The 23,414-nt window shown below is 44.4% G+C and carries 16 protein-coding genes; 7 read left to right on the top strand and 9 right to left on the bottom strand.

Annotated elements, in window-relative coordinates; translation table 11 throughout:
* Positions 1-212: 212 nt before the first annotated feature.
* Complete coding sequence (locus J2W55_RS00410) at positions 213-2,090, top strand: patatin-like phospholipase family protein (RefSeq protein WP_310090686.1); 1,878 nt, start codon at positions 213-215, stop codon at positions 2,088-2,090.
* Positions 2,091-2,097: 7 nt separating this feature from the next.
* Here the strand turns inward: J2W55_RS00410 and J2W55_RS00405 are convergent, their stop codons facing one another.
* Positions 2,098-2,610: a YdeI/OmpD-associated family protein gene (locus J2W55_RS00405; protein ID WP_310090684.1), complete on the bottom strand. Its 513-nt coding sequence runs from the start codon at positions 2,608-2,610 to the stop codon at positions 2,098-2,100.
* Between the two features lie 172 nt (positions 2,611-2,782).
* Here J2W55_RS00405 and J2W55_RS00400 point away from each other — a divergent pair, with 172 nt between their 5' ends.
* Positions 2,783-3,211 (top strand): nuclear transport factor 2 family protein, encoded by a 429-nt coding sequence (locus J2W55_RS00400; RefSeq protein ID WP_310090682.1) that lies wholly within the window; start codon positions 2,783-2,785, stop codon positions 3,209-3,211.
* Positions 3,212-3,335: 124 nt separating this feature from the next.
* On the opposite strand, the gene J2W55_RS00395 is transcribed toward J2W55_RS00400, so the two are convergent.
* From J2W55_RS00395 to J2W55_RS00380, 4 genes are all read right to left on the bottom strand, one after another.
* Positions 3,336-3,995, bottom strand: a complete 660-nt coding sequence (locus tag J2W55_RS00395) for a GDSL-type esterase/lipase family protein (RefSeq protein ID WP_310090680.1) — start codon at positions 3,993-3,995, stop codon at positions 3,336-3,338.
* A gap of 2 nt (positions 3,996-3,997) precedes the next feature.
* Positions 3,998-4,489 carry a cytidine deaminase gene (locus J2W55_RS00390; protein WP_310090677.1) on the bottom strand — a complete coding sequence of 164 codons (492 nt, stop codon included), beginning with the start codon at positions 4,487-4,489 and terminating at the stop codon, positions 3,998-4,000.
* Positions 4,490-4,647: 158 nt separating this feature from the next.
* Entirely contained in the window at positions 4,648-6,543 is a 1,896-nt protein-coding gene (locus tag J2W55_RS00385) for a DNA topoisomerase IV subunit B (RefSeq protein WP_310090674.1), read from the bottom strand.
* A 107-nt stretch (positions 6,544-6,650) separates the two neighbouring features.
* The gene (locus J2W55_RS00380; protein WP_310090672.1) at positions 6,651-7,334 is read right to left on the bottom strand and encodes a hypothetical protein; all 684 of its coding nucleotides are present in this window, start codon (positions 7,332-7,334) and stop codon (positions 6,651-6,653) included.
* Positions 7,335-7,617: 283 nt separating this feature from the next.
* Here J2W55_RS00380 and J2W55_RS00375 point away from each other — a divergent pair, with 283 nt between their 5' ends.
* Entirely contained in the window at positions 7,618-7,917 is a 300-nt protein-coding gene (locus J2W55_RS00375) for a GNAT family N-acetyltransferase (RefSeq protein ID WP_310090670.1), read from the top strand.
* 89 nt (positions 7,918-8,006) lie between these two features.
* Here J2W55_RS00375 and J2W55_RS00370 read toward each other — a convergent pair whose 3' ends face one another.
* Together J2W55_RS00370 and J2W55_RS00365 are read right to left on the bottom strand one after the other, a co-directional pair.
* Complete coding sequence (locus tag J2W55_RS00370) at positions 8,007-8,774, bottom strand: SDR family NAD(P)-dependent oxidoreductase (protein ID WP_310090669.1); 768 nt, start codon at positions 8,772-8,774, stop codon at positions 8,007-8,009.
* Between the two features lie 152 nt (positions 8,775-8,926).
* Positions 8,927-10,642, bottom strand: a complete 1,716-nt coding sequence (locus J2W55_RS00365; protein WP_310090667.1) for an IlvD/Edd family dehydratase — start codon at positions 10,640-10,642, stop codon at positions 8,927-8,929.
* A 188-nt stretch (positions 10,643-10,830) separates the two neighbouring features.
* Between J2W55_RS00365 and J2W55_RS00360 the strand changes: the two genes are divergently transcribed.
* The 4 genes from J2W55_RS00360 to J2W55_RS00345 all read left to right on the top strand — a co-directional run bounded on the left by J2W55_RS00360 (position 10,831) and on the right by J2W55_RS00345 (position 18,618).
* On the top strand, positions 10,831-11,433 hold the full coding sequence (locus tag J2W55_RS00360) for a DUF1684 domain-containing protein (protein ID WP_310090665.1): 603 nt from the start codon (positions 10,831-10,833) through the stop codon (positions 11,431-11,433).
* Between the two features lie 215 nt (positions 11,434-11,648).
* Positions 11,649-14,063 carry a glycoside hydrolase family 31 protein gene (locus J2W55_RS00355; RefSeq protein ID WP_310090664.1) on the top strand — a complete coding sequence of 805 codons (2,415 nt, stop codon included), beginning with the start codon at positions 11,649-11,651 and terminating at the stop codon, positions 14,061-14,063.
* A 148-nt stretch (positions 14,064-14,211) separates the two neighbouring features.
* Positions 14,212-16,386 (top strand): DUF5916 domain-containing protein, encoded by a 2,175-nt coding sequence (locus J2W55_RS00350; protein ID WP_310090662.1) that lies wholly within the window; start codon positions 14,212-14,214, stop codon positions 16,384-16,386.
* 147 nt (positions 16,387-16,533) lie between these two features.
* Positions 16,534-18,618, top strand: a complete 2,085-nt coding sequence (locus J2W55_RS00345) for a TonB-dependent receptor (protein WP_310090659.1) — start codon at positions 16,534-16,536, stop codon at positions 18,616-18,618.
* Between the two features lie 792 nt (positions 18,619-19,410).
* Here the strand turns inward: J2W55_RS00345 and J2W55_RS00340 are convergent.
* Both J2W55_RS00340 and J2W55_RS00335 read right to left on the bottom strand, forming a co-directional pair.
* Positions 19,411-21,969: a family 20 glycosylhydrolase gene (locus tag J2W55_RS00340; protein WP_310090657.1), complete on the bottom strand. Its 2,559-nt coding sequence runs from the start codon at positions 21,967-21,969 to the stop codon at positions 19,411-19,413.
* Positions 21,970-22,344: 375 nt separating this feature from the next.
* A complete protein-coding gene (locus J2W55_RS00335) occupies positions 22,345-23,271 on the bottom strand; it encodes a cobalamin-binding protein (RefSeq protein WP_310090655.1) in 927 nt (308 codons plus the stop codon).
* Positions 23,272-23,414: the final 143 nt, after the last annotated feature.

Below are 23,414 nucleotides of genomic sequence, written 5' to 3'. Positions count from 1 at the left end.
TTTTTATTTGGCGCTTGTTTTAAAAGACACAGCTTTTGGCAATCGTACCCACTCGTCCCCTTTTAGTAAATGATGGCTGTCAATTTTTTTCAACGTTATGTATACAACTGCTTTACACATTTACACATACGTGTTAACACTCTGAAAATAAGGTATTTTTACGTATACCTTATTAAGCTTTAATATCTAAATTTATAGTATATCAATACCATATGGCAAACACACCTATACCCGACAAGTTAGCCGAAATCAAACTTGAAGTTGATTACATAAAACCATTTGAAAATATAGCACTGGCCTTTTCGGGTGGTGGTTTCCGGGCAGCCTCATTTGCATTAGGGGTACTATCCTATCTGGATAAAGTGACCTTTGACGATGACCAGGACGAACTTTATAATAAAACACTTTTGCAGCAGGTACGCTTTTTATCATCAGCATCAGGCGGTACAATAACTACCTCTTTATACGCGCTGTACAATGCGCAAGGCAAAACCTTCGGGCAATTTTACAGCAAGTTGTTCGCCGGGCTTAACGGCGATGACCTGTTACGGCAGTCACTTGAAATTTTAGCAGATAAAAAACACTGGCGCAACAGGCCCCAAAAAAGCCGCAATATTGTTAATGCGTTTGCGCTAGCGTATGACCGGTACCTATTTGACGGCGCCATGCTTCAATCATTGTGTCATGACTCATCGCCGGGTTTACACCTGCAGGAAGTTTGTTTTAACGCCACTGAGTTTTATACCGGGCAATCATTCAGGCAGGCTATTAAACTGGTCTCTGACAAGGCCGCCGACCCTTATTTTAGATACGGAAATGAGGAAATAACTGTAGATGAGTCAGTTGCCCGTAAAATAAAATTAGGCGATGTACTTGCGGCTTCGTCCTGTTTTCCGTCGGGATTTGAGCCCATCGTTTACCCATGTGATTTTACGCATCAGCAATTAAATGAAACTGAGTTAAAAAATGCGCTCTCTCCGGTACAGCAAACCGGCGATAAGGAAGAAACTGAGTTTATAAGGAAAAAACAGTTTGGCCTGATGGATGGCGGTATTACCGATAACCAGGGTTTGCAAAGCATGATGGAGGCAGATGGCCGCCGATTAAATCATCAAACCGAATTTCCGTATTTTGAGCTAATGCTGGTTAATGATGTGGGTAGCCACTATATACATCCTTATATATTGCCTAAATTAAAGAAGGGTTTTGAGTTAAACCTGTGGGGTATATTTTTTATAGCCACTGCTTTTTTATTAGCTGCCCTGGCTTTAATTTGTTTTGGCGTATGCCGTAACCATGCGGTTGCTATAATTGCCGGCTCATTACTTACACCTATTCCGTTAATATGGGTATCGGCAGTACTGTATGTGCGGCATGAGCTTTTCACTGTTTCCAAATCATCGTCGGGCATGAATTTTCAAAGGAATTTTACCCAAAAGATCATATCCCTGCTGGTTGGCTACTTTACTAAAATTCCCACAACCGAGATCAAACACATGCTGATGACCCGTACGCAATCTGTGCTGATGCTGAATACCAGTATATTTTTAAAACGCATTCGGCAATTACTATATGATAAGTTTTACGGAACGCCTCAATGGAAAAACCGCGGCAAGGGCAACCACCTTTATGATCTTTCCTTTTCAAATGATATTAACCGCAAACAAGGCAATACCCAGATACAGGCGGCCCCATCGGCACTTGAACCCAGCAGAGATATACAAATAGTATCACAAACCGCTTATAATATGGGTACAACCCTTTGGTTTGATAAGCAATCAGCAGAGCAGGAACATTGCGAAGCCTGCCTTATTGCCTGCGGCCAATTTACTACCTGCTACAATTTACTTGAATATATTGACAGGTTACTTGACAAAAATACCGGTACGCCTTATGATGATAAATACCAAAACCGTTTACTAAAGCTTAAAGCGCATATGCTTAAGGACTATGAATACTTTAAAACTGATCCGTTCTTTATGTATAACGCGTCGGGCATTGATTTTAAGATACCGGGATTTAAGACCATCAAAATAACAGATATACCCTTTCCTGAAAACTGGAAGGAGAGAGAAAAGGATAAAATTTAAAAAAGGCCTATTCCCTTGCGTTTTTCAGTGCCCTTAACATTTGAGAGTAACCATGCCGGCGCAACATGGCATCAATGGTATTACCTATGCGGTTGGCGCGGGTTTGTTCTGTTTTGGCGCTGTCTATCCATTTTATAAAATAACCGCGGTGGCTTTCGGTAAGGCTGTAAAAAAACTTGCCGGCTTCGGGCTCAAATTCAAAACACTCCAACAGATCGGCAGGTACGTTTAATTTAAAATCATCATCAGGCTCCAGGCGTACGCGTAACATGGCTCCGCGATGCTTGCGCAACCCTTTACATATCTCTTTTTTTAACGCCATAATAAAGTTGCCTTCACCTATTGGTATCAGGGCCATACCGGCAATCGGCAACTCATCAAGTTTACCCTTTACCCTAAATGATCGTTTATTACCTGGCTTCATTTGCCGGGCCACATCACCCGGAATTTCTATATATGTCCAGCCGGTTTTTTCGCCCTGTTCTGCAAATTGTAAAATAATGGTGTTAAAATCAATCATAGCAATGTTTAACTTAATTTCTGTTGCTAAGTATCCAAAAAAACATGCAATATGTTAAATGATTGTTAAATCGTCAAAATTTATAATATTAATTGTAACGTACGGCATATTGCTGATGTCTTATGAGTATAAATTTAATTAATAATAATAAACAACCTTAAACAGCAATAAAATGAAAACCTTTAAATCAATATTACTCGGCTTAGCTTTATTAATAGTATGCAGCGCGGCAAAAGCTAATACATTTACAGATGGAGAAAATTTAACCAAAAATTACGCTATCAGCACTTACATTGATGCCATGACCCATGGTAAATTAAAAGGGTTAGGTGAGGTGTTGGACTCAGATGCTAAGTTCAGCATGTTACGCGGAAAAACCGTATTGAATTTTTCCAAGAACGAAATGCTGGAGTCATTAGCTTCTACAAAAAACGTTGAACAGGAATGCACCACCACAACCTCGGTTATTGAAAGCAACGAAGCTATGGCAGTTATAAAGGTTGACATGCAGTTTGATGGTTTTGTACGCAGCAACATGGTAACCGTTACCAATACAGGTAAAGGCTGGAAAATCACCAACGTTTACAGTATTTTCAAATAAGTTTAGTTTTAGTTTAGTGTTTATATGTAAGTAAAAACCCTGCTGATGCAGGGTTTTTTCATTTAAATAGCTACTGAACCTTATGTTCAATAAAATTTTTAACAGTAATACAGCAACTGCCCGCTCAGTTTACCAGGGGCTGCAATGCCGACTGCCACTTATCATAGCCTTTTGCATTCAGATGCAGATGATCTTTTTTAAACAAACTGCTATCGGGAGTGGTTGTGCCTGGTTTGTAAATAGCGGTAACCAGGTCAACAAAATGACTGTTAGGTTTATTTTTTAAGTAAGTTTTTACAAGTTCATTGGCCTTTGTAACGGTATCATAATATTTGGCCCTTACCGGGCTTTGCTTTATCGACATAAAATAGATCTCGGCTTGTGGCAACTGCTCATGGATCATTGTCCATAACTTGTCAAATTCCTTAGCTATAAACGCGGCCGACCTGCCAGCGGCTATATCATTGTCGCCGGCATAAATAAATATTTTGCGCGGGTGGTACGGAAAAAGAATATAGGGCGTATAATAATCAACCAACTGCTGCAACATACACCCGCCAACCCCACGCTTTATAATAGGCTTGCCCGCAAAACGCTGCTCCAGATCACCCCATAACCGAATAGACGAACTGCCGATAAATAATATACCATCGGGCTTTGGAAAGTTAAGGCTATCCTGGTGTTTAAATGCGCGTATCTCGTTATCAAACGGGAAACCCTGCTGGGCAAATACCCTTGCTGCAAAACCGCAGCCTATCAATAATAAAAACAGTTTTAATTTCATATTTAAATAGTGGTTAGTCGTTCCTCAAAAAACAAAAATGGCAATTGGTTTTCAATGCCTTTTATCACCCAAACCGGCCCTTGTCCGGCATATAATATAATTTTCACGGGCCGTTTTTGTTTTTTTTCAACTTCGGCCAGTACCTGCAAACATGATCCGCAGGAGGTAACGGGCCTGGTAAGTTCAAATTCATCTGTTTGAGCTGTAACAGCCATAGCCTCAACCGGATCATCGGGATGATTGGCGCCCCAGTAAAATAACGCCACGCGCTCGGCGCAAAGGCCTGATGGATAAGCTACATTCTCCTGGTTACTGCCGTAAATTATTCGTCCGCTCTGCAAACGTAACGCAGCGCCTACACGAAATTTTGAATATGGTGAATGTGAATTTTTAAGTGCATTAGCTGCCTCGATACACAAATCATAGTCGGCAGTGTCCAAATCTTTCAGCGAATCATATTCGTCAAAAGCAATTTTTATCTCGTGGTTAATCATAACAAATCCCCCGCATAAAAAGCAGGGGAAACAAGATAAGGATTTTTTTGAAAAAAAATGATTTCACCAGAATAAAACACGCGTCATTACAAGCAGCAAAGCAGCCCCCTACACAGACAGGTCAAATACTTAAAGTTATAATCCGGGAAGGTAAAAATCTACACTGCAACCGGCAATGTCAAACTTTCAGCTTCTTCGGCAACAAGCGGGTTAATGCTTTCGTCATCTTTTTCAACCCGCAGGTTGTTTACAATGTGCATTTGACGGCTTGGCGTATTTTTACCCATAAAATATTCCAGCAGGTTTTTGATGTTGGCGTCTTTTAATATTACCGGGTCAAGGCGCATATCCTTGCCAATAAAAAGTCCAAATTCATCGGGTGATATTTCACCTAAACCTTTAAAACGGGTTATTTCGGGTTTATTGCCCAGTTTGGCGATGGCATTTTTACGTTCTTCATCGCTGTAGCAATAAATAGTTTCCTTTTTATTACGAACGCGGAACAATGGTGTTTGCAGGATGGATACGTGCCCGGCCTTTACCAGGTCTGGGAAAAACTGCAAAAAGAAGGTCATCAGCAACAGGCGAATGTGCATTCCGTCCACATCGGCATCGGTAGCTATCACAATGTTGTTATAACGCAGTGCATCAAGGCCATCCTCAATATTGAGGGCATGCTGCAGCAGGTTAAATTCCTCATTTTCATAAACCACTTTTTTGGTTAGCCCATAGCAGTTAAGCGGCTTACCTTTTAAGCTGAATACGGCCTGGGTCATCACATCGCGCGATTTGGTGATGGAGCCGCTGGCCGAGTCGCCCTCGGTAATAAAGAGCGTGGTATCCTGGTGGCGTTCATGCTGATCTTCAAAATGCAATTTACAATCGCGCAGTTTGCGGTTATGCAATGATGCCTTTTTGGCGCGCTCATTGGCCAGCTTTTTAATGCCGGCTATATCTTTACGCTCGCGTTCAGATTGCAGGATCCTCGCCTTCAAAGCATCGGCTACAGCAGGATTTTTGTGCAGATAGTTATCTAATTCCTTTTTAACAAAGTCATTGATAAACGTTTTCACTGTTGGCCCTTCGGGACCTACACTTTGCGAACCAAGCTTGGTTTTAGTTTGCGATTCAAAAACCGGTTCCTGTACCTTAATGGCAATTGCAGCCACAATTGATGCTCGGATATCAGAAACATCATAATCCTTATCATAAAACTCACGTACGGTTTTTACTACCGCCTCGCGGAACGCTGCCTGATGGGTACCGCCCTGGGTGGTGTGTTGCCCGTTTACAAAGGAGTAATATTCTTCGCCGTATTGCTGGCCGTGGGTCATAGCTATCTCAATATCTTCACCTTTTAAGTGAATGATGGGATAGCGCAAGTTTTCGGCAATGGTATTTTTGCTGAGCAGGTCATAAAGACCTCTTTCGGAAAAATATTTTTGTCCGTTAAAATTTATCGTTAAGCCCGAGTTAAGGAAAACGTAGTTCCAGATCATGCTTTCAACAAACTCCGGTATAAAACGGTATTTTCTAAAAATGGTATCGTCGGGAATAAAGTTTATGGCGGTGCCGTTACGCTGTGTGGTTTCCTTTTCAGGTTCCTCACGTACCAGTTCGCCTTTAGTAAATTCAGCCAGTTTGGTACGGCCGTCGCGGTACGATTGTACAATAAAAGTATTGGAAAGGGCATTAACTGCCTTGGTACCCACACCATTTAAACCTACCGATTTTTGGAAGGCCTTGCTATCATACTTGCCACCGGTATTAATTTTTGATACACAATCTATCACCTTGCCCAAAGGTATGCCCCGTCCATAATCACGTACGGATACCTTATGGTCGCTCATACTTACCTCAATGGTTTTGCCCGATCCCATCACAAACTCATCAATTGAGTTGTCAATGATCTCTTTCAACAATACATATACGCCATCGTCATAGGCCGAGCCATCGCCCAGCTTACCAATATACATTCCGGGACGTAAACGAATGTGTTCTTTCCAATCCAACGACCGGATACTATCTTCACTATAATTAACTGGTTCTGCCATTTATAAAGTAGATTTTTAAAACCGGCGCCAGCATGCGCCATTTTGCAAAAATATAGTTTCGGTTTTGAACTTACGTTCAAAACTGTCAACTTATTAACATTATGCTGTTACAATTTAAACTTAAGACAGTTGCTAACCCTGTCAATGTTCTTAAAAAATTCCGGGTCCTTTTCGTTGGTAAAGCAAACCATCATAATAGTACCGGTGTGGTTGCGTTGCAGCGTTATCAGCAAGGCATATTTATAGTGTTTTGTAGCAGGCAAGTCAAGCAGGTTAAGCAGATATGACTTACCCGCATCAGCGTTGTAACGGTCAAGCACATTTTGCGGCATGTTGCGCACAAAATAATTTCTGTCGCCGGTAAAAGCTGTAGCATGGGCTTTACCCATGTCAAGGTATAACGAGTCGGGGTTTGCCAGCTGGCGGCCATCATCATTCTGCGCCCGTTCATAACTGGCCCAGTTTTCCTTTTGTGACTTTACCTGGAACCAAACCTCAAAATCCCTGCCCGGCATTTCCATGGCATAGTCAAAAGAAAAGTCCTCATTATTAACCGCCGGGATCTCTTTGAAGTTTTTTGGGAAAGTAAAGCTGACGCTCGCCTGGGCCAAAAGCTGCAAAAACTCCTTATACTGTGCGCTTATTGGGGCTTTGGCACGTGCAGGAACAGGTTTCTTTTTTACCCTGGTTAATAAATGCGGATATTTTACCTGTGCTCCACCACTGATCACAACAAACAAAAGCACAAGCAGTAATAAGGTTCGCTTAGTTTGTTTCACAATAGCTTTCATTTTCAGGAAAAATACGATGTGCTTTAAGGTAATTTTATAAAAGTATAAATACAATTTAAAACTAATAAAAATTTGAAGAAAATGAACAAAACGCTTGTGTCTTTATACTGCCGGTTTGCGTACTATAAAAACTTGTTATTGGTTGTTCAAATATTTTTTTACAAATATCATCAATAAAAATCATTTGTAACAGGCATTATCAGCGCCAGTTTATACCTTTATCTTCAATACAAATGGTTTCCCATATTTAGCGGGAAGCCCTTTATTGCTAAAGTGCAAAAATATGAAATACGAAGATATTCCGCTTATAAATAATGAGGCCCGGCACAACTTTGAGCTTACTGTTGATGGCGCGCGTTCATTTGTTGATTATAAACAAAGGGGCAATAAGGTATATTTGATACATACCGAAGTACCTGAAGAGCTGGAGGGAAAGGGCGTTGCAGCTGCTTTGGTCGAAAAAACATTTATCTACCTGGAACAGCATGACCTGAAAATAATTCCGCTTTGTACATATGTACTCACCTTTTTGAAGCGCCACCCCGAGTGGAACAGGCTGAGGGCTTACCCCATTGATGCTTAATTATTGGGATTGGTGAATTAGCGACGGGCTGATTTTATACTGGATAATTTAGCGGTTAAAAACTTTAAATCTGTATTTGCTCATTTCAATTAATAGGGCGATGTGCTTACGGCTGTCCACCCGCCATCAACTATGATATTTTGCCCGGTAATGTGGTTGGCCTGGGGCGATACTAAAAACAATACAGCATTGGCTACATCCTGTACTGTTGCGGGGCGGCCCATGGGTGTAATGCGCGACCAGGTGTCCTGATAACCGGCGTCCTCCATGGTGCGCTCGGTAAGTGTTGCGCCCGGAGCTACCGAATTTACGGTGATCTGGTAAGGCGACAACTCAACCACCAGGCTTTTGGCCAGCATCTCGAGCCCCGCTTTGGTCATGCCATAAGCCGCGAGGTGTTTATGTGCCTGGTGCCCTGTTACCGACGACATGAACAGTATACTGCCGCCGCTTTTTTGCTGTATAATTTGCCTGGACGCACGCTGGGCCAAAAAGAAGCTGCCTTGCAGGTTAAGGTTTAAAACACTTTGAAATGATTCGGCGGGATAATCTAAAAAATCGCCAAACAGGGTAATGCCCGCGTTGGCAATGGCAATAGTGAGTTTGCCAAACTGCCGTACAGCCACATCAACCATTTGCTGTATAAAATCAAGATCGGCAGCATTACCGGCCAGGGGATAACAATTACAGCCAAGAGCATTAATTTTATCCGATGCCTGTGCGGTTAGTTCTTCGCTCAAATCATTCAGTAAAACACAGGCCCCGGCAAGGCTTAGCTGTTTGGCTATTTCAAAACCAATTCCCTGCCCTGCTCCGGTTACAATAGCTACCTGATCTTTAAAATTATTAGCTGTCATATTTTCAAATTGATCTGTTTATCAGACTTATGAAGATTATTTCGTAAATCTTAATTCATATACATTTTAAATCTTAATTCATATTCATTTAATACCGTCCGGCAAAGCTCAGATGGCGACGACTCATTTTAGCTATGCAATTCAACGCTATGTTAATGGGAATCCCGCACAACCTCGCTCCCCGACCCGCCTTTCAAAAAGTCGAAATCAGCGCCCAAATGCGCCTGCTCCACATGGGTTTGGTATAAATGCACATAACCACGTTTGGCTATGTTGGTATTTAACACCAGGCTTTTCTTTCTGGCCGCAATTTCTTCATCGCTTAATTCAATATGCAGGGTGCCGGCGTATACATCAAGGCTTATAATATCGCCGTCCTGTACAATAGCCAGGGTGCCGCCAACAGCGGCCTCGGGCGATACATGCAGTACAACGGTGCCAAAGCCGGTACCGCTCATGCGCCCGTCAGATATACGCACCATGTCACGCACACCTTTGTCAAGCAGTTTTTTGGGAATGGCCATATTACCTACTTCGGGCATACCAGGGTAGCCTTTGGGGCCAACGTTTTTGAGTACCAATACATTGGTTTCATCAACCTCAAGGCTGGGGTCGTTAATTTTATTTTTATAGTCTTCAATATCCTCAAATACAACAGCGCGTCCGGTATGTATCATCAGTTCCGTGCTTGCCGCGGATGGCTTAAGTACCGCGCCGTTCTCGCACAAATTACCTTTTAACACCACAATACCTGCCACCTCGTTAAATGGTTTTTTCCAGGTGGCTATCATTTCGCGGTTAAAGCACTCACTGTGCTCATAATTATGTTTTATGGGTTTCCCACTTACCGTAATAGTATCGCCGTGAAGCACTTCGTGCAATTCTTTCATTAAAGCGGGCAAGCCGCCGGCGTAGTAAAAGTCTTCCATAAAATATTTACCTGATGGCTGCAAATTGGCCAGCAGCGGAATCCGTTTATGCGCAGTATTAAAATCGTCCATGTCCAGCTCCACTCCAACGCGGGCAGCAATGGCCAGCAAATGAATGATAAAATTGGTTGAGCCTCCAATGGCCGCATTCACACAAATAGCGTTTTCAAAAGCCTGCCGGGTAAGTACGTCCGACGGTTTAAGATCCTCACGTACCATATCAACAATGCGGTTGCCCGACAAGTGGGCCAGCACTTTACGGCGTGAATCGGCAGCCGGGATGGCCGCGTTTTCAGCAAGTGACAATCCCAGCGATTCCACCATACAAGCCATGGTTGATGCCGTACCCATTACCGCGCAATGCCCCCGGCTGCGGGCCATACATGCTTCGGCAGTATACAAGTCCTCATCGCTCATAAAACCAGCCCGGTGATCTTCAGAAAAACGCCATATATCAGACGTTCCAATGTCGTGACCACGGTATTTACCAGTAAGCATGGCGCCACCCGAAACTACAATGGCGGGGATATCAACACTGCAGGCGCCCATAATAAGGGCTGGCGTGGTTTTATCGCAGCCGCAAAGCAGTACAACGCCATCAAGCGGGTTGGCGCGTATAGATTCCTCCACATCCATGCTCACCAGGTTACGGTACAACATGGCTGTAGGCTTTATCAATGTTTCGCCTAATGACATTACAGGAAACTCTACCGGATAGCCCCCCGCCTCGTAAATCCCATTTTTTACTGATTCGGCCAGTTCCCTGAAATGAGCGTTGCAAGGTGTAAGCTCCGACCAGGTATTGCAGATGCCGATAACCGGCTTGCCCTGCAGCTGATGCGCAGGGATTCCCTGGTTTTTCATCCATGCACGGTATATAAAACCATCTTTACCGGTTTTACCAAACCATTGCCTGCTCCTTAGCGGTTTATTGTCCATAGTAATAATTGGTATTTGGGGGTTTAATAAGCAAATATATATTTCTGTAAATCGTTTTAGGTATGAATTGATGATAAAAGTGAGAGTTATCTCCGCTTCGCAGCGGAGATGGGATGGCTCAACAAACAGCATTATCCCTATTTTATATCCCTTTTTGTTCTATATTGCATTTCAATAAATATACATTAATGAAATACCTCCTTTCCATCCTGTTGATGACAAGCCTGAGCTGTTTTGGACAAGATTATAAGACACTGATAGCGGAGCATCGCAAAGGTTATATGGAAGACTTTCTGAAAGATGAACGCTCTCCGCTTAAAAAAAATGATCTGCAACTTTTACGCTTTTACGATGCCGACAGCAGTTATAGGGTTACAGCCAAAGCAGAGATACTGATAAATGCCCAGGCTTTTATTATGCCGGTATTTAGCGGCACAGCCCGCGAATATGTTCCTTATGCCTTGCTTAAATTTATGCTTAAGGGTAAACCCATGCAACTTACCGTGTATAAGAGCATTGCACTATCTCAAAACCCGCAGTATAGCGATTACCTGTTCCTGCCGTTTATGGATGATACCAACGGTACCGCGACTTATGGAGGCGGCCGGTATATTGACCTGCGCACCGGCGATTTTAAAGATGGCAGCGTGGTGATTGATTTTAATAAGGCTTATAATCCGTATTGTGCTTATAGTGGCGGGTACTCCTGCCCAAAACCGCCTGATGGTAACCGGCTGGCCGTTGCTATTGAAGCCGGAGAAAAACTATTTGCAGGAGAAAAGAAGCATTAATTGCCTATAATCTGCGCGAACTTTTTTGATCATACCATTTTTCCTGAACATATACTCCAATAGCATAGGGTCAGAAACGGGCGCCAACGAGTGCTCCTGAATTTATATGCTTTGAAAAAAATTCTTTTCAATTTAAAAAAAGTAACCTATATTCACATTTTCAAAGCAAGTGTTATTCTTACACTAGTTATAAACCCATAATACTAATATTCAATATGATCAAAACCCTACCCCACCTCAATGCAAAAATAAAACAATCGATTGCGTTGTTATTTTTGATAATAAGTTGCCTGGCAGTTTTGCCTGTAAATGCAACCATTAAATCATTTAAAAAGGCGGCAGATGGTGTTACCTTTTCTTTAGATAAAGGCCTGCTGAAAGTACTGGTTCGCCGGGCTGATATTATTGAGGTAAAGTACACCATATTTAATGCTTTTGAAACCAAACCATCGTTGGTGGTTAACAATAGCTGGAAAACTCCTTCCGCTTACCAGGTTACCGAAAATAAAAAAGAGGTTATAATTACCACCTCCAAATTAAAGGTACAAGTGAACAAGGCCACCAACGCTATTACCTACACCGACCTGAAAGGCAATGTCATTACCGCCGAAGACGACGAAAATAAAACCATTACACCGGCAACCATTGCGGGCATCAGCACTTATAATGTAAGCACCCAATTTGTTTCGCCCAAAACCGAGGGCTTGTTTGGCCTGGGCTGCCACCCGCTTGATTCTTTGTCTATCAATTATAAAGGCCGCAACCAGGAACTGCTGATCAAATACCTTACCGGCGCTATTCCTGTGCTGCTGTCAACTAAAGGCTATGGCTTATTGTGGGATAATTACTCGGCCTCCAACTTCTACGGTGCCGAAGCCGATAACACTAAGTTCAAATATGTGTCTGAAAGCGGTAAACAGGTTGATTACCTATTTTTCTACGGCCCTAATTTTGATCATATTATTGATCTGTACCGTACAGCTACCGGTCGCGCGCCAATGTTTGGCAAATGGGCCTTTGGTTTATTCCAGTCACAGGACAGGTACATGAGCGAGGAGGAGATCATCGGTGTTAAAGATAATTACCGCAATAATCATATACCGGTTGACGTAATTGTGCAGGACTGGTACTACTGGGATCCATTGCCTATCGGCTCGCATGTAATGAAACCTGAACGTTATCCTCACCCAAAACAACTGGTTGACGAACTGCATAAAGCCAACATTCATGCCATGATCTCTATTTGGCCGGTATTTGGCAAAGGCACCCCGAATTATGACGCGCTGCAAAAAATGGGCGGCTTAACTGATATTACCTGGGACAACGTGGTTACCCATACTTTTGATACCTACTATGATGCCCATAACCCCAAAGCCCGCGAGCTTTACTGGGACCAGGCCCGCGACAGCCTCATTAAACGTTATGGCTGGGACGCCTGGTGGATAGATCAGTGCGAACCTGATAACGGCGCGCTGCAGGATGCACGCCGTCAAAGCAATTTCAGCATAGGTAAGGGAATCGACTATTTTAATACTTACTCTTTACAGCATACCAAAGGGGTTTATGAAGGCTGGCGCAGGGATATTCCGGGCAAACGTGCTTTCTTTTTGGTAAGGCAATCATTTGCCGGCGAGCAGCGCAATGCATCAACGCTATGGTCGGGTGATATTGAGTGTACTTTTAAGGATTTCAAGAACCAGGTACCGCAGGGCATAAATGCCTGCGCATCGGGCCTCCCTTACTGGACATCAGACATCGGTGGTTATCACTTCCATTGGAAAGCTGCCGATTGGTCGCAGCCTGATAAGCGAGAGCTATTTACCCGTTGGTTTCAGTTTGGCGCGTTTTGCCCAATCTTCCGTATCCATGGTAAAGGTGAGCGTGCCCTGTTCAGCAAAAACTGGGATGACAACACCAAGGCCATCCTGCTGAACTTTGATAAGCTGCGTTATCGCCTGCTGCCTTATATTTATTCGCTGGCCGGCAGGGTTACTACTGATAACTATACCATTATGCGTTCGCTGGCATTTGATTTCAGGAACGACCCTAAGGTTTATGGCATACCTGATCAATATATGTTTGGGCCGGCATTTATGGTAAACCCGGTTACTGAACAACTGTATACCTCGGCCGATGCCGATAAAAAGGCCAAAGCGCGCCAGGTGTACCTGCCTGCAGCCAGCAAATGGTACGACTTTTGGACCGGCGAAGTACTTGATGGCGGACAAAGCATCAGCGCTGCCGCGCCTATTGAAATTTTACCACTTTACGTAAAGGCCGGCTCTATTATACCAATGGGCCCGCACATGGAATACGCAACCGAAAAACCGGCTGATAATATCGAACTGCGTATTTACCCGGGCGCCGACGGTTCATTCCAGTTCTATGAAGATGAGAATGATAATTACAACTACGAAAAAGGGCAATATGCAACCTTTAAACTTACCTGGAACGATAAAACACGTAAGCTGAGTATATCAGACACTAAAGGAAAATTCCCGGGCATGCTTAAAAACCATACGTTTAATATCGTAATGGTTAAAGGTGCGCACGGTGCAAATATGGAAACCACAGCCCAAGCCGATAAGGTAGTTAAATATGCAGGGAAGGCGCTGGTAGTTAGTTTGTAATAAGTACCAACAGGCGCGTTAACGCGTTTTTTTCTAAAAAAATAATTTAAGGGATACAAATATTGTATCCTTTAAATTTAAATGATAATTACTAACTTTCCACACCCAAGTAAATCGTTTTAACAAAACCAATTACAAAGCATTAATTTTGAATTTTATCTATCCTTTATCGCCGGGAAAAATATTAATGCTGCTGGCTTTGTCCTTACTCTGTTTTAAGGCAAACGCTCAAAAAAAGAATGCCGGTTATCAATACCATATCCGTAAAAGCGCCGCCCCTATCACCATAGACGGCATAATGGATGATGCCTGGCAAAAGGCCGACTCCACCAGTAGTTTTTTCATGGTGTTGCCAATGGATACAAGCCGCGCCACTGTACAAACACAAGTGCGCATGACCTATGACAACAACAACCTGTACCTGCTTGCCATATGTTATACCCAGGGCGCGGAACAATACATGGTTGAATCACTTAAACGCGACTTCAGCTTTGTTAAAAATGATAACTTCCTTGTATTTATTGACCCCTTTGATGCCCGGACGGATGGTTTCAGTTTTGGGGCCAATGCAGCGGGCGCCCAATGGGACGGCACCATGTATGAAGGCGGTAAGGTTGACCTGAGCTGGGACAACAAATGGACATCGGCGGTAAAAAACTATCCGGACAAATGGATATTTGAGGCGGCTATCCCTTTTAAAAGCATCAGGTACAAAAAAGGAGTTGGCGTGTGGGGTATTAATTTTAGCCGCAACGATCTTAAAACCACCGAAAAATCAAGCTGGGCTCCTGTACCACGTCAGTTCCCTACAGCTTCCTTAGCCTATACCGGCTCGCTGGTGTGGGACGAACTGCCCCCCGATGCAGGCACCAATATCTCCATAATCCCTTATGCGCTGGCTGGTGTTTCTAAAGACTATCAAGCCAAAACAGGTACGGCCTGGCGCAAGGACGTAGGCGGCGATGTTAAAATTGGCCTTACCTCGTCGCTCAATCTTGACCTTACCGTAAACCCCGATTTTTCGCAGGTTGATGTAGACCAGCAGGTAGTTAACCTGAATCGTTACGAACTCTTTTTCCCGGAGAAACGCCAGTTCTTTTTAGAAAACGGCGATTTGTTTGCCAACTTTGGTTATGCAGATATCCGGCCATTCTTTTCGCGCCGCATCGGGCTTAACGCGCCTATACGTTTTGGCACCAGGCTCACTGGTAAAATTGATAAGGACTGGCGTGTAGGCGTTATGGATATACAAACCGGCGCTTCAGACGTAGTGGCTGCCCCGGCGCAAAACTATGGGGTAATTACATTGCAACGGCGGGTGCTTGCGCGTTCAAATATCGGCTTTATGTTTATCAATAAAGATGCTACTGGCTCTGCTGCACCGGGTAATGCTTATAACCGCAATATAGGCATGGAGTTTAACCTGGCATCATCAAATAATTTACTTACGGGTAAAATGCTGGGCATAAAATCATTTACACCCGGCTTAAGGGGGCATGACCTGGTAGTGGCCGGTCACCTGCAATACCTGAGTAAATACTGGACCGCTTATTTACAGGACCAGTATGTAGGTAAAAATTATACCGCGGGCGTTGGCTATGTGCCACGAACAGGGTACAATAAGATCAGTCCGCTGTTGCTGCGCAACTTTTTCCCTAAGTCAGGCAACATATTAAGTCATGGCATACAGCTCATGTCCAATTATTATTTCGACGAGAATTTTAAGCGCACCGATAATGAAAGCACACTGGCTTATCTTGTCACGTTGCGCAACCGCAGCACGTTTACCCTATCGGCTGTTGATACTTATATAAAGCTGCTGGTTCCTTTTGATCCTACCAACACAGGTAAAATACCTTTGCCCATAGGTACAAGAAATCACTGGAATACCGTTGACGCCCAGTTTGTATCAAAGCCGCAAGCCTTGTTTACCTACCTTGCCGAAGCGGCTTACGGCGGGTATTACCAAAACGGCAATAAAACAAGCATAATAGGGCAGCTGGGATATCGCTTTCAGCCCTATGTAAACATTGCCATCAACAGCTCCTACAATGATCTGCACCTGCCGCAGCCTTATGGCAATACCAGTTTCTGGCTTATTGGGCCGCGCACCGATGTTACTGTAAGCAATAAGCTGTATTTTACCACCTACATTCAATACAACGGACAAATCAGGAACATCAATACCAATATCCGTATGCAATGGCGCTATAAACCCGCGTCGGACTTTTTTATTGTTTATGGCGATAATTCAACTCCGTCACCCTTTATGGTTAAAAACCGCCAGTTAGTTGTTAAATGGACGTACTGGTGTAACCTTTAGTGCCGGGGTGCCGCTTAGTAATTTATTTAAGCCGCTATCTCTTCTTTTCCAAGGAAGACTGCGATTGTCTGCACCTTAATTTGTTACTTAAACCCACATGGTTTTACAAGTCAAAACATATACTTTTGGCTTTCTGCCGATCAATCTATGTTAAAAACTTATACTACAATATTTTTCATTTTTGCTGCCGCGATAAACGCCTCCGCCCAAACCAAAAGGTCATCTGCAAAAAGGGATACAGTTACTCATCTGCAAACGGTTACCGTTAAAGGTTATTTGAGCGAGCAACCCGTGATCAGCGTGCCGGCATCGGTAAGTGTGTTGGGTGCGGCACAGCTAAAGCTACAGCCCGATAATTCTTTTGTAAGCGCGCTCAATACGGTTCCTGGCATCAGGGCCGAGGAACGTTCGCCGGGGAGTTACAGGTTATCCATCAGGGGTAGTTTACTGCGCTCACCTTTTGGCGTGCGCGATGTTAAGGTTTATTTTGATGAGATCCCGCTTACTGATGCCGGGGGCAATACCTATTTAAACGCTATTGATATTGCCGCTGTACCCGGCATTGAAATTTTAAAAGGACCCGATGGCAGCTTGTTCGGCGCCAACTCAGGCGGCGTTGTTTTGTTGAGCCCCATCAACAGGTATGCTGATAGCAGCTACCGGTCAGTGGGCATTAACACCGGTTCATATGGCCTTTTTCATGAAAAGGCAAACATACAACAGCAGTTCGGCAAAAACCTGCTGAGCATCAATCAAAGTTACCAGGCTTACCAGGGCTACCGCCAAAACAGCAACATGAGCCGCAATTACATACAACTGGCCGATAAATGGAACTATAGCGGTAAAAACCAACTGCGTTTCCTGGGCCTGTATTCTGACCTGGCCTATGAAACACCGGGCGGTTTAAACCTGGCGCAGTTTACAGCCAATCCGCGCCAGGCCAGGCAACCTACTGCAGTAGTACCCGGGGCCATTCAGCAGCATATTGGTATTACTACCAGCATGTATTTAGGCGGCCTGGTTAATGAGTATCATTTCAATGATCGGATCCGTAATGTACTGGCTGTTTTTGGCAACCATGTTGATTTCGCCAATCCGTTCATCACTAATTTTGAGCAGCGTAGCGAAAACACCTACGGCTTCCGTACCTATTTTGAACTGGCCGGACTACCTCATGAAAACATCAATTGGAAAATCAATCTGGGGATGGAGTGGCAGCAAACCAACTCACGTATCAGCAATTATGGCAATAACAGGGGGGTAAAGGATACCACCCAAACCAGCGATGACATACACAGCAACCAGCATTCTATATTTGCCCGCTACTCGGCCGATATGTTTAAACGCCTGCACCTGGAAGCTGCCCTGAGCCTTAACTGGTACGGATACGATTTTAAGAACATTTACCCGCTTAACCAAACCGGGTTTACCAACCGGAATTTTGATCCCCAGCTTATGCCCAGATTAGCCCTAAGTTACCAGGTTACCAATGATTTTATATGGCGGGCATCAGTAAGCCGTGGCTACTCTACACCAACCACCGCCGAAGTAAGGCCTACCGATAATATTGTGAACACGGCTTTACAGGCGCAATACGGTTGGAACTATGAAACCGGCTTTCGCCTGCGTAACCAGGACGAAACCATGTTTCTGGATGCCTCGGTATTTTACTACCGCATTAGCAATGCCATTGTGCGCCGCCTTAACGCTAATGAAACTGAACATTACATTAACGCCGGCGGAACCAATCAGCCCGGCTTTGAACTGTCATTTACCGACTGGCTCATCCACCCGAACCACACACATTTTGTACGCGGACTGCAGTTCAATGAATCATATACCTATAGCAAATTCACGTTTAGGGATTACGCGGACGCTACTACCAGCTATGCCGGCAATAATCTTACAGGAGTTCCGCGGCAGGTATTTGTAACCAGTTTGCAGATAAGGTTTCCGCAATATATTTCGTTATTTGGCCAACATAACTACACCGCGAAAATACCACTGAATGATGGCAATACGGTATATGCGGCACATTATAACCTGCTGCAAGCCAAAGCAAGCTGGCAGCCGGTCATCGGTCGCAAAACGCGCCTTGAATTTTATGCCGGCGCCGATAATATCCTGAACGAAAAATACAGCCTCGGCAATGACCTTAACGCGGTTGGCAATCGCTATTATAACGCGTCGCCATTGAGGAATTATACTGTAGGCATGGGAGTTGTGTTTTAAGCGGGCGCTATTGAAACGTGTTAAAAAACAATGCCGGACCAAAACCACCCTGTCATTTCAACGAACATGGGGTTGCAATGAGCGCTGAGTGAGGAGAAATCTTATACACCGGGCATACTCACTTGAGGGTCGCTCAGAAATACGGATAGCACCAGGCGTACAAGATTTCTCCTTGCCCCCGCTGCACAGGTCCGACAGAGGCTCGTTCGAAATGACAAGGTGGGTTATTGATGGGTTATTGAAACGTGTTAAAAAAAGAATACCAAGCGCCTCCCCATGTCATTTCGACGAACATGGGGTTGCAATGAGCGCGGAGTGAGGAGAAATCTTATACACCGGGCATACTCACTTCAAGGTCAGCCGGAATATGGATAGCACGAGGCATACAAGATTTCTCCTCGCCCCCACTGCACAGACCCGACCGAGGCCCGTTCGAAATGACAAGGTGGGTTATTGATGGGTTATTGAAACGTGTTAAAAAAAACAATGCCCCGGACCAAAACCGTAATGTCATTTCGACGAACGTGGGGTTGGAAAGAGCGAGGAGTGAGGAGAAATCTTATACGTCACGAATACTCACTTCAAGGTCACCCGGCCTAAAATACGGATAGCGCCTGGCGTACAAGATTTCTCCTCACCCCCAACTGCACAGGCCCGACCGAGGCTCGTTCGAAATGACAAGGTGGGTTTATCGGGAGACGCGGGTGATGCGTCCCTAACCAAAAAATTGCCCCGCGCTAATTCACTACTTCCGTCTCCCCTCTCCATTCACTACTCACCATTCACCACTCACTATTCGCCCCCATTGCTCCCGCCTTCGGCTATGTTTCCGCCGCGGCCTTTGGTATCAAAAGCACGGAATTTGATGAGACCTCCATTGTAGTTAACCGGTCCGGTATAAACCTTGCTTTTATCATCGGGATCCTTGCCATTGGTGGTATAACGAATAGTTAAACCGGGAAATTCAATATTGCTCAGGTATTTGCCATCCTGCAGACTAATGCCTGGCTTAGGGATACGATAGTTATAGCCACCTTCATAATAACTTAAACGCGGCAGCTCGCGTTTGCCCAACACATTCAGGAAACCCGACCACGCCTGCTGGTATTCCTGCTGTGCCTTAACAGGATCGGTTTCGGTGGCCCATTGCGGATCAGCGGCCCAGGCACGTTCGGCCAAAGCCAGTAAACGCGGAAATATCATGTAATCCATACGCTCGGTACTTTTTACGGTTTCGGCCCAAAGCGCGCCCTGTAAACCTACAATATTGCTTTTGCCATAATCGGTAAGGCGCTGCTTGCCTATAAATAACGAGCGGTTAATGAGCTTACCGTTTTTATCCACGTCGGCATTTTTAAAGTAGTCAAAAGGAATAAACGAGTAAAATTTGTCAATACCTAAAAATGCGCCCCAGTAATAGCCCGGCTCATCAAATGACTTATAGTTGGCCATATCAAAATACAAATTGGTAACACAGGTAAGTACTACCTTGTAACCGGCATTTGCCAAACGGTAAGCCAGGTCTTCCTGCCCATCGCCCAACACATTATTCCATACATCGGCCTGTAAGTGCTCTTTTGTAAAATCGGGATTTGGCACATAGGCAGGCTTACCGTCAAGCATTGTTTTGCGCAGGGCCATTTCTTCCCAGCCCGAAAGACGCAGGTCTTTGGCTTTTAATATATCATTTACCCGGCCGTAAAAATAATACCACAGGTCATTGGTGCCCTGTATTTCGGGATGACCGGCCTTTAATGCTAAATACGCGGGCGATTTTTCCCAAACGTGCGGGGGTACCTCATCACCACCAAAATGAATGGTTTGCAGTGGCGCGCCCGCCTCTTTGTAAATAGCGGCAACATCGTTTACTACGGTTTCCACAAAATTGTAGGTTGATGGCAGCGATACATCGATCACGTTATCATTCCAATACTGCACCGAACGATACTCAGATTTATCATTCAGATCGCGCAGCAAATATTTTTCGGCTTCGGCTTTTTTGCCTTCGGCTATCAGTCGGTCATAGCGGGCGTCCATTGCTTTAATAGCGGCGCGCGCATGTCCGGGTGTCTCAATTTCGGGAATTACGGTGATATGGCGTTCAGCGGCAAATTTCAAAATCTCAATATAATCAGCGCGGTTATAAAACCCTGTACCTACAGTATTATTTACATCAGGGCCCGATCCGTGCGAAGCGGGTAAAAAGTGCTTACTATCCAGCGTATGGCCGCGTTTTGCGCCAACGGTAGTTAGCTCGGGCAGTGAGGGCAGTTCCAAACGCCAGCCTTCATCATCGGTTAAATGCAGATGCAGGGCGTTCAGCTTGTATAAGCTCATGGCTTCCAGTAGTTTGAGCACCTGTTTTTTGGGCTGAAAGTTACGGGCAACATCCAGCATCACGGCACGGTAGCCAAAACGGGGCTCGTCCTTTACATCTACACCGGCTAATTGAACCGATTTATGCTTTTCGGCAAACGCGGTGGCCGGTATCAGTGATTTTAAGGACTGTATGCCATAAAATGCCCCCGCGCTGTTTGATGCATTGATAGTAACGCCCTGCGGAGTTACTTTTAACTCATAAGCTTCGGGGTTAAGGCCGGATACTTTGGTTAAATTGATAACCGCACCGCCAGCTTTGCGTGTGTTTGTAACGGGGCTAACAAGCAGCTGATTTAAAATTGCTTTCAGTTGGCCGGCTTCGTTTTCAAAATCCTTATCAGCAACAATACTTATCTTGTTATCAAGGGTAAACTTACCATTAGTTTCCTGGTAGCTTGCCGGCGTTGGGAAAACTTTGGGCAGCTCGCCGGCAGGAATATCGGTTATCGCCTTATTTCTGTCGAAAACAATTTCGGGAGTTACAAGCCCCTGGTAAGTAGGTTTAAATGATTCAATATTAAATGATGTTATGCTATATCCTTTGCCGGGGTCGGCATCCCAAACCATGTATATACCCTCGGGGGCGTCGGTAACATTTACAACGGGGTCGTCATTAATATATTCAATACGAACAGACGCGCCTGGTTTTAATTCTTTAAAGCCATCGGTTGGGGTAATGCTGTATAAGTCGCCGTTCACCTGGTTTATCTTAGCGTTGCCGCTTACCGCGTTCTCGGTAAAGCCCCGGCCGGAATTAAAATAGAATTTCCATCCGATGGCCGGCAATATATCATGCCCGGCGTTGGTGATCACCAGTGCGGTTAGCGCCCGGTTTTTATTTTGGTAATTATTATCAACCACCTGCCAGCTCATGCGCAGATCGGCAGCTTTAAACTTTATTTCATCAGTAACAGTAAAAGCGGTACTCATAAAAAATGCCGCGATCAGCATCGTTGTAAAAATTGTGCGCATAGTTTAACAGGGTTAATAATGATTGAATGGTAAATATAAACAACTTTTCATTCTTTAAAATGAAAGGAGTACTTTTTAAAAAAATTTAATAAGAATTATTTTTAAACGCTGGACCATTTGTAACAGCGCCGGCCGGCAACACGGAACCCGGATATAAACGCTGTTAAAAGCCGACTTTCTTAAAACCGTAGTTTTTTTGTTAAAAAGATCACAAATGATGCGGAATTGATAAGCAAACCATCATTTTTTAGCCACTTTTGTAGTGGTTTTTACCTTGCTAACGACACGATGTTAATCTGCATGCCCGTAAAAGAATCTCCTAATGGTGGCATGATCTTGCCGGTGTTCATCATTCAAAATTGAACACCGAAATTACTACATGCCAAACCTGATCCAGCCCTCACCCTCATAACCAAACGCGAATTGTTTGGGGCGTATGATCTCGGCCAATATCTCAATAGAATCAACAATACGCGGCCCGGGGCGGTTAAAATACTGGTTACCGTCAGCAATAAAAAGCTGATTGTTTTTCACGGCCTGCATGTCGGCAAAACCGGGCAGCTGCATCAACGTATCAATCTCTTTTAGAGTGCGTTCTATCGAAAACCCGCAGGGCATTACCATAATAAATTCCGGGTTTTGCGCACGGATATCACCCCATTGCACATAGGGAGAGTGTTTGCCATCCTGAGCCAGTACAGGTGTACCGCCGGCAATGCTTACCAGGCCCGGAACCCAGTTACCCGATACCATCATAGGGTCAAGCCATTCTATGCAAGCAACCGTAGGGCGGCTTTCGCTAAACTTTAATTTGTGCTTAACAATGTCAACCCGCTCGATCAGCCGTTCCAGCAGATCTGCGCCTGTTTCGGGCACATTAAGAATCCTTGCTATGGTAGTGATATCTGCAAAAATGTCATCAAGACTATTGGGTTTCAAGGAAATTATACGCGCTTTTTTATCCAGGTAATCATCCAGCGCAAGTTCTACATCCGCAAGGGAAACAGCACAAACCTCGCACTGATCCTGTGTTATCACTACGTCGGGGGCCAATTCTTTTATCTGTTCGCGCTTCACCGTGTATACCGACAAGGCATCGGCAAGAATCTCTTTTACTTTACCGTCAATCTCTGCACTGCTTAAATTATCAGGGAAATTAGCTGCTGTACATACGGGTAATTGCTTCACCGATTCAGGGTAATCACACCCATGCGAACGGCCTACAAGGTTAGCCTCAAGGCCCAGGGCACAAACTATTTCGGTGGCAGATGGCAGCAGGGAAACTATTTTATCAGTTGACATGTTACAGATGTGCAGATTTCAGACGTGCAAATATGCAGATTTTTGTCTGAACCGGAATTAAGCAGATCAAAGGATTGCTTTGACCTGATCTTGAAAATAGCCGGATCATTTTAAACATCTGCATATTTGCACATTTGAAATAT

The sequence above is a fragment of the Mucilaginibacter pocheonensis genome, assembly GCF_031456535.1.
GTDB classification, from domain to species: Bacteria; Bacteroidota; Bacteroidia; order Sphingobacteriales; family Sphingobacteriaceae; genus Mucilaginibacter; species Mucilaginibacter pocheonensis.
This window is presented reverse-complemented; position numbering and strand designations above follow the sequence as displayed.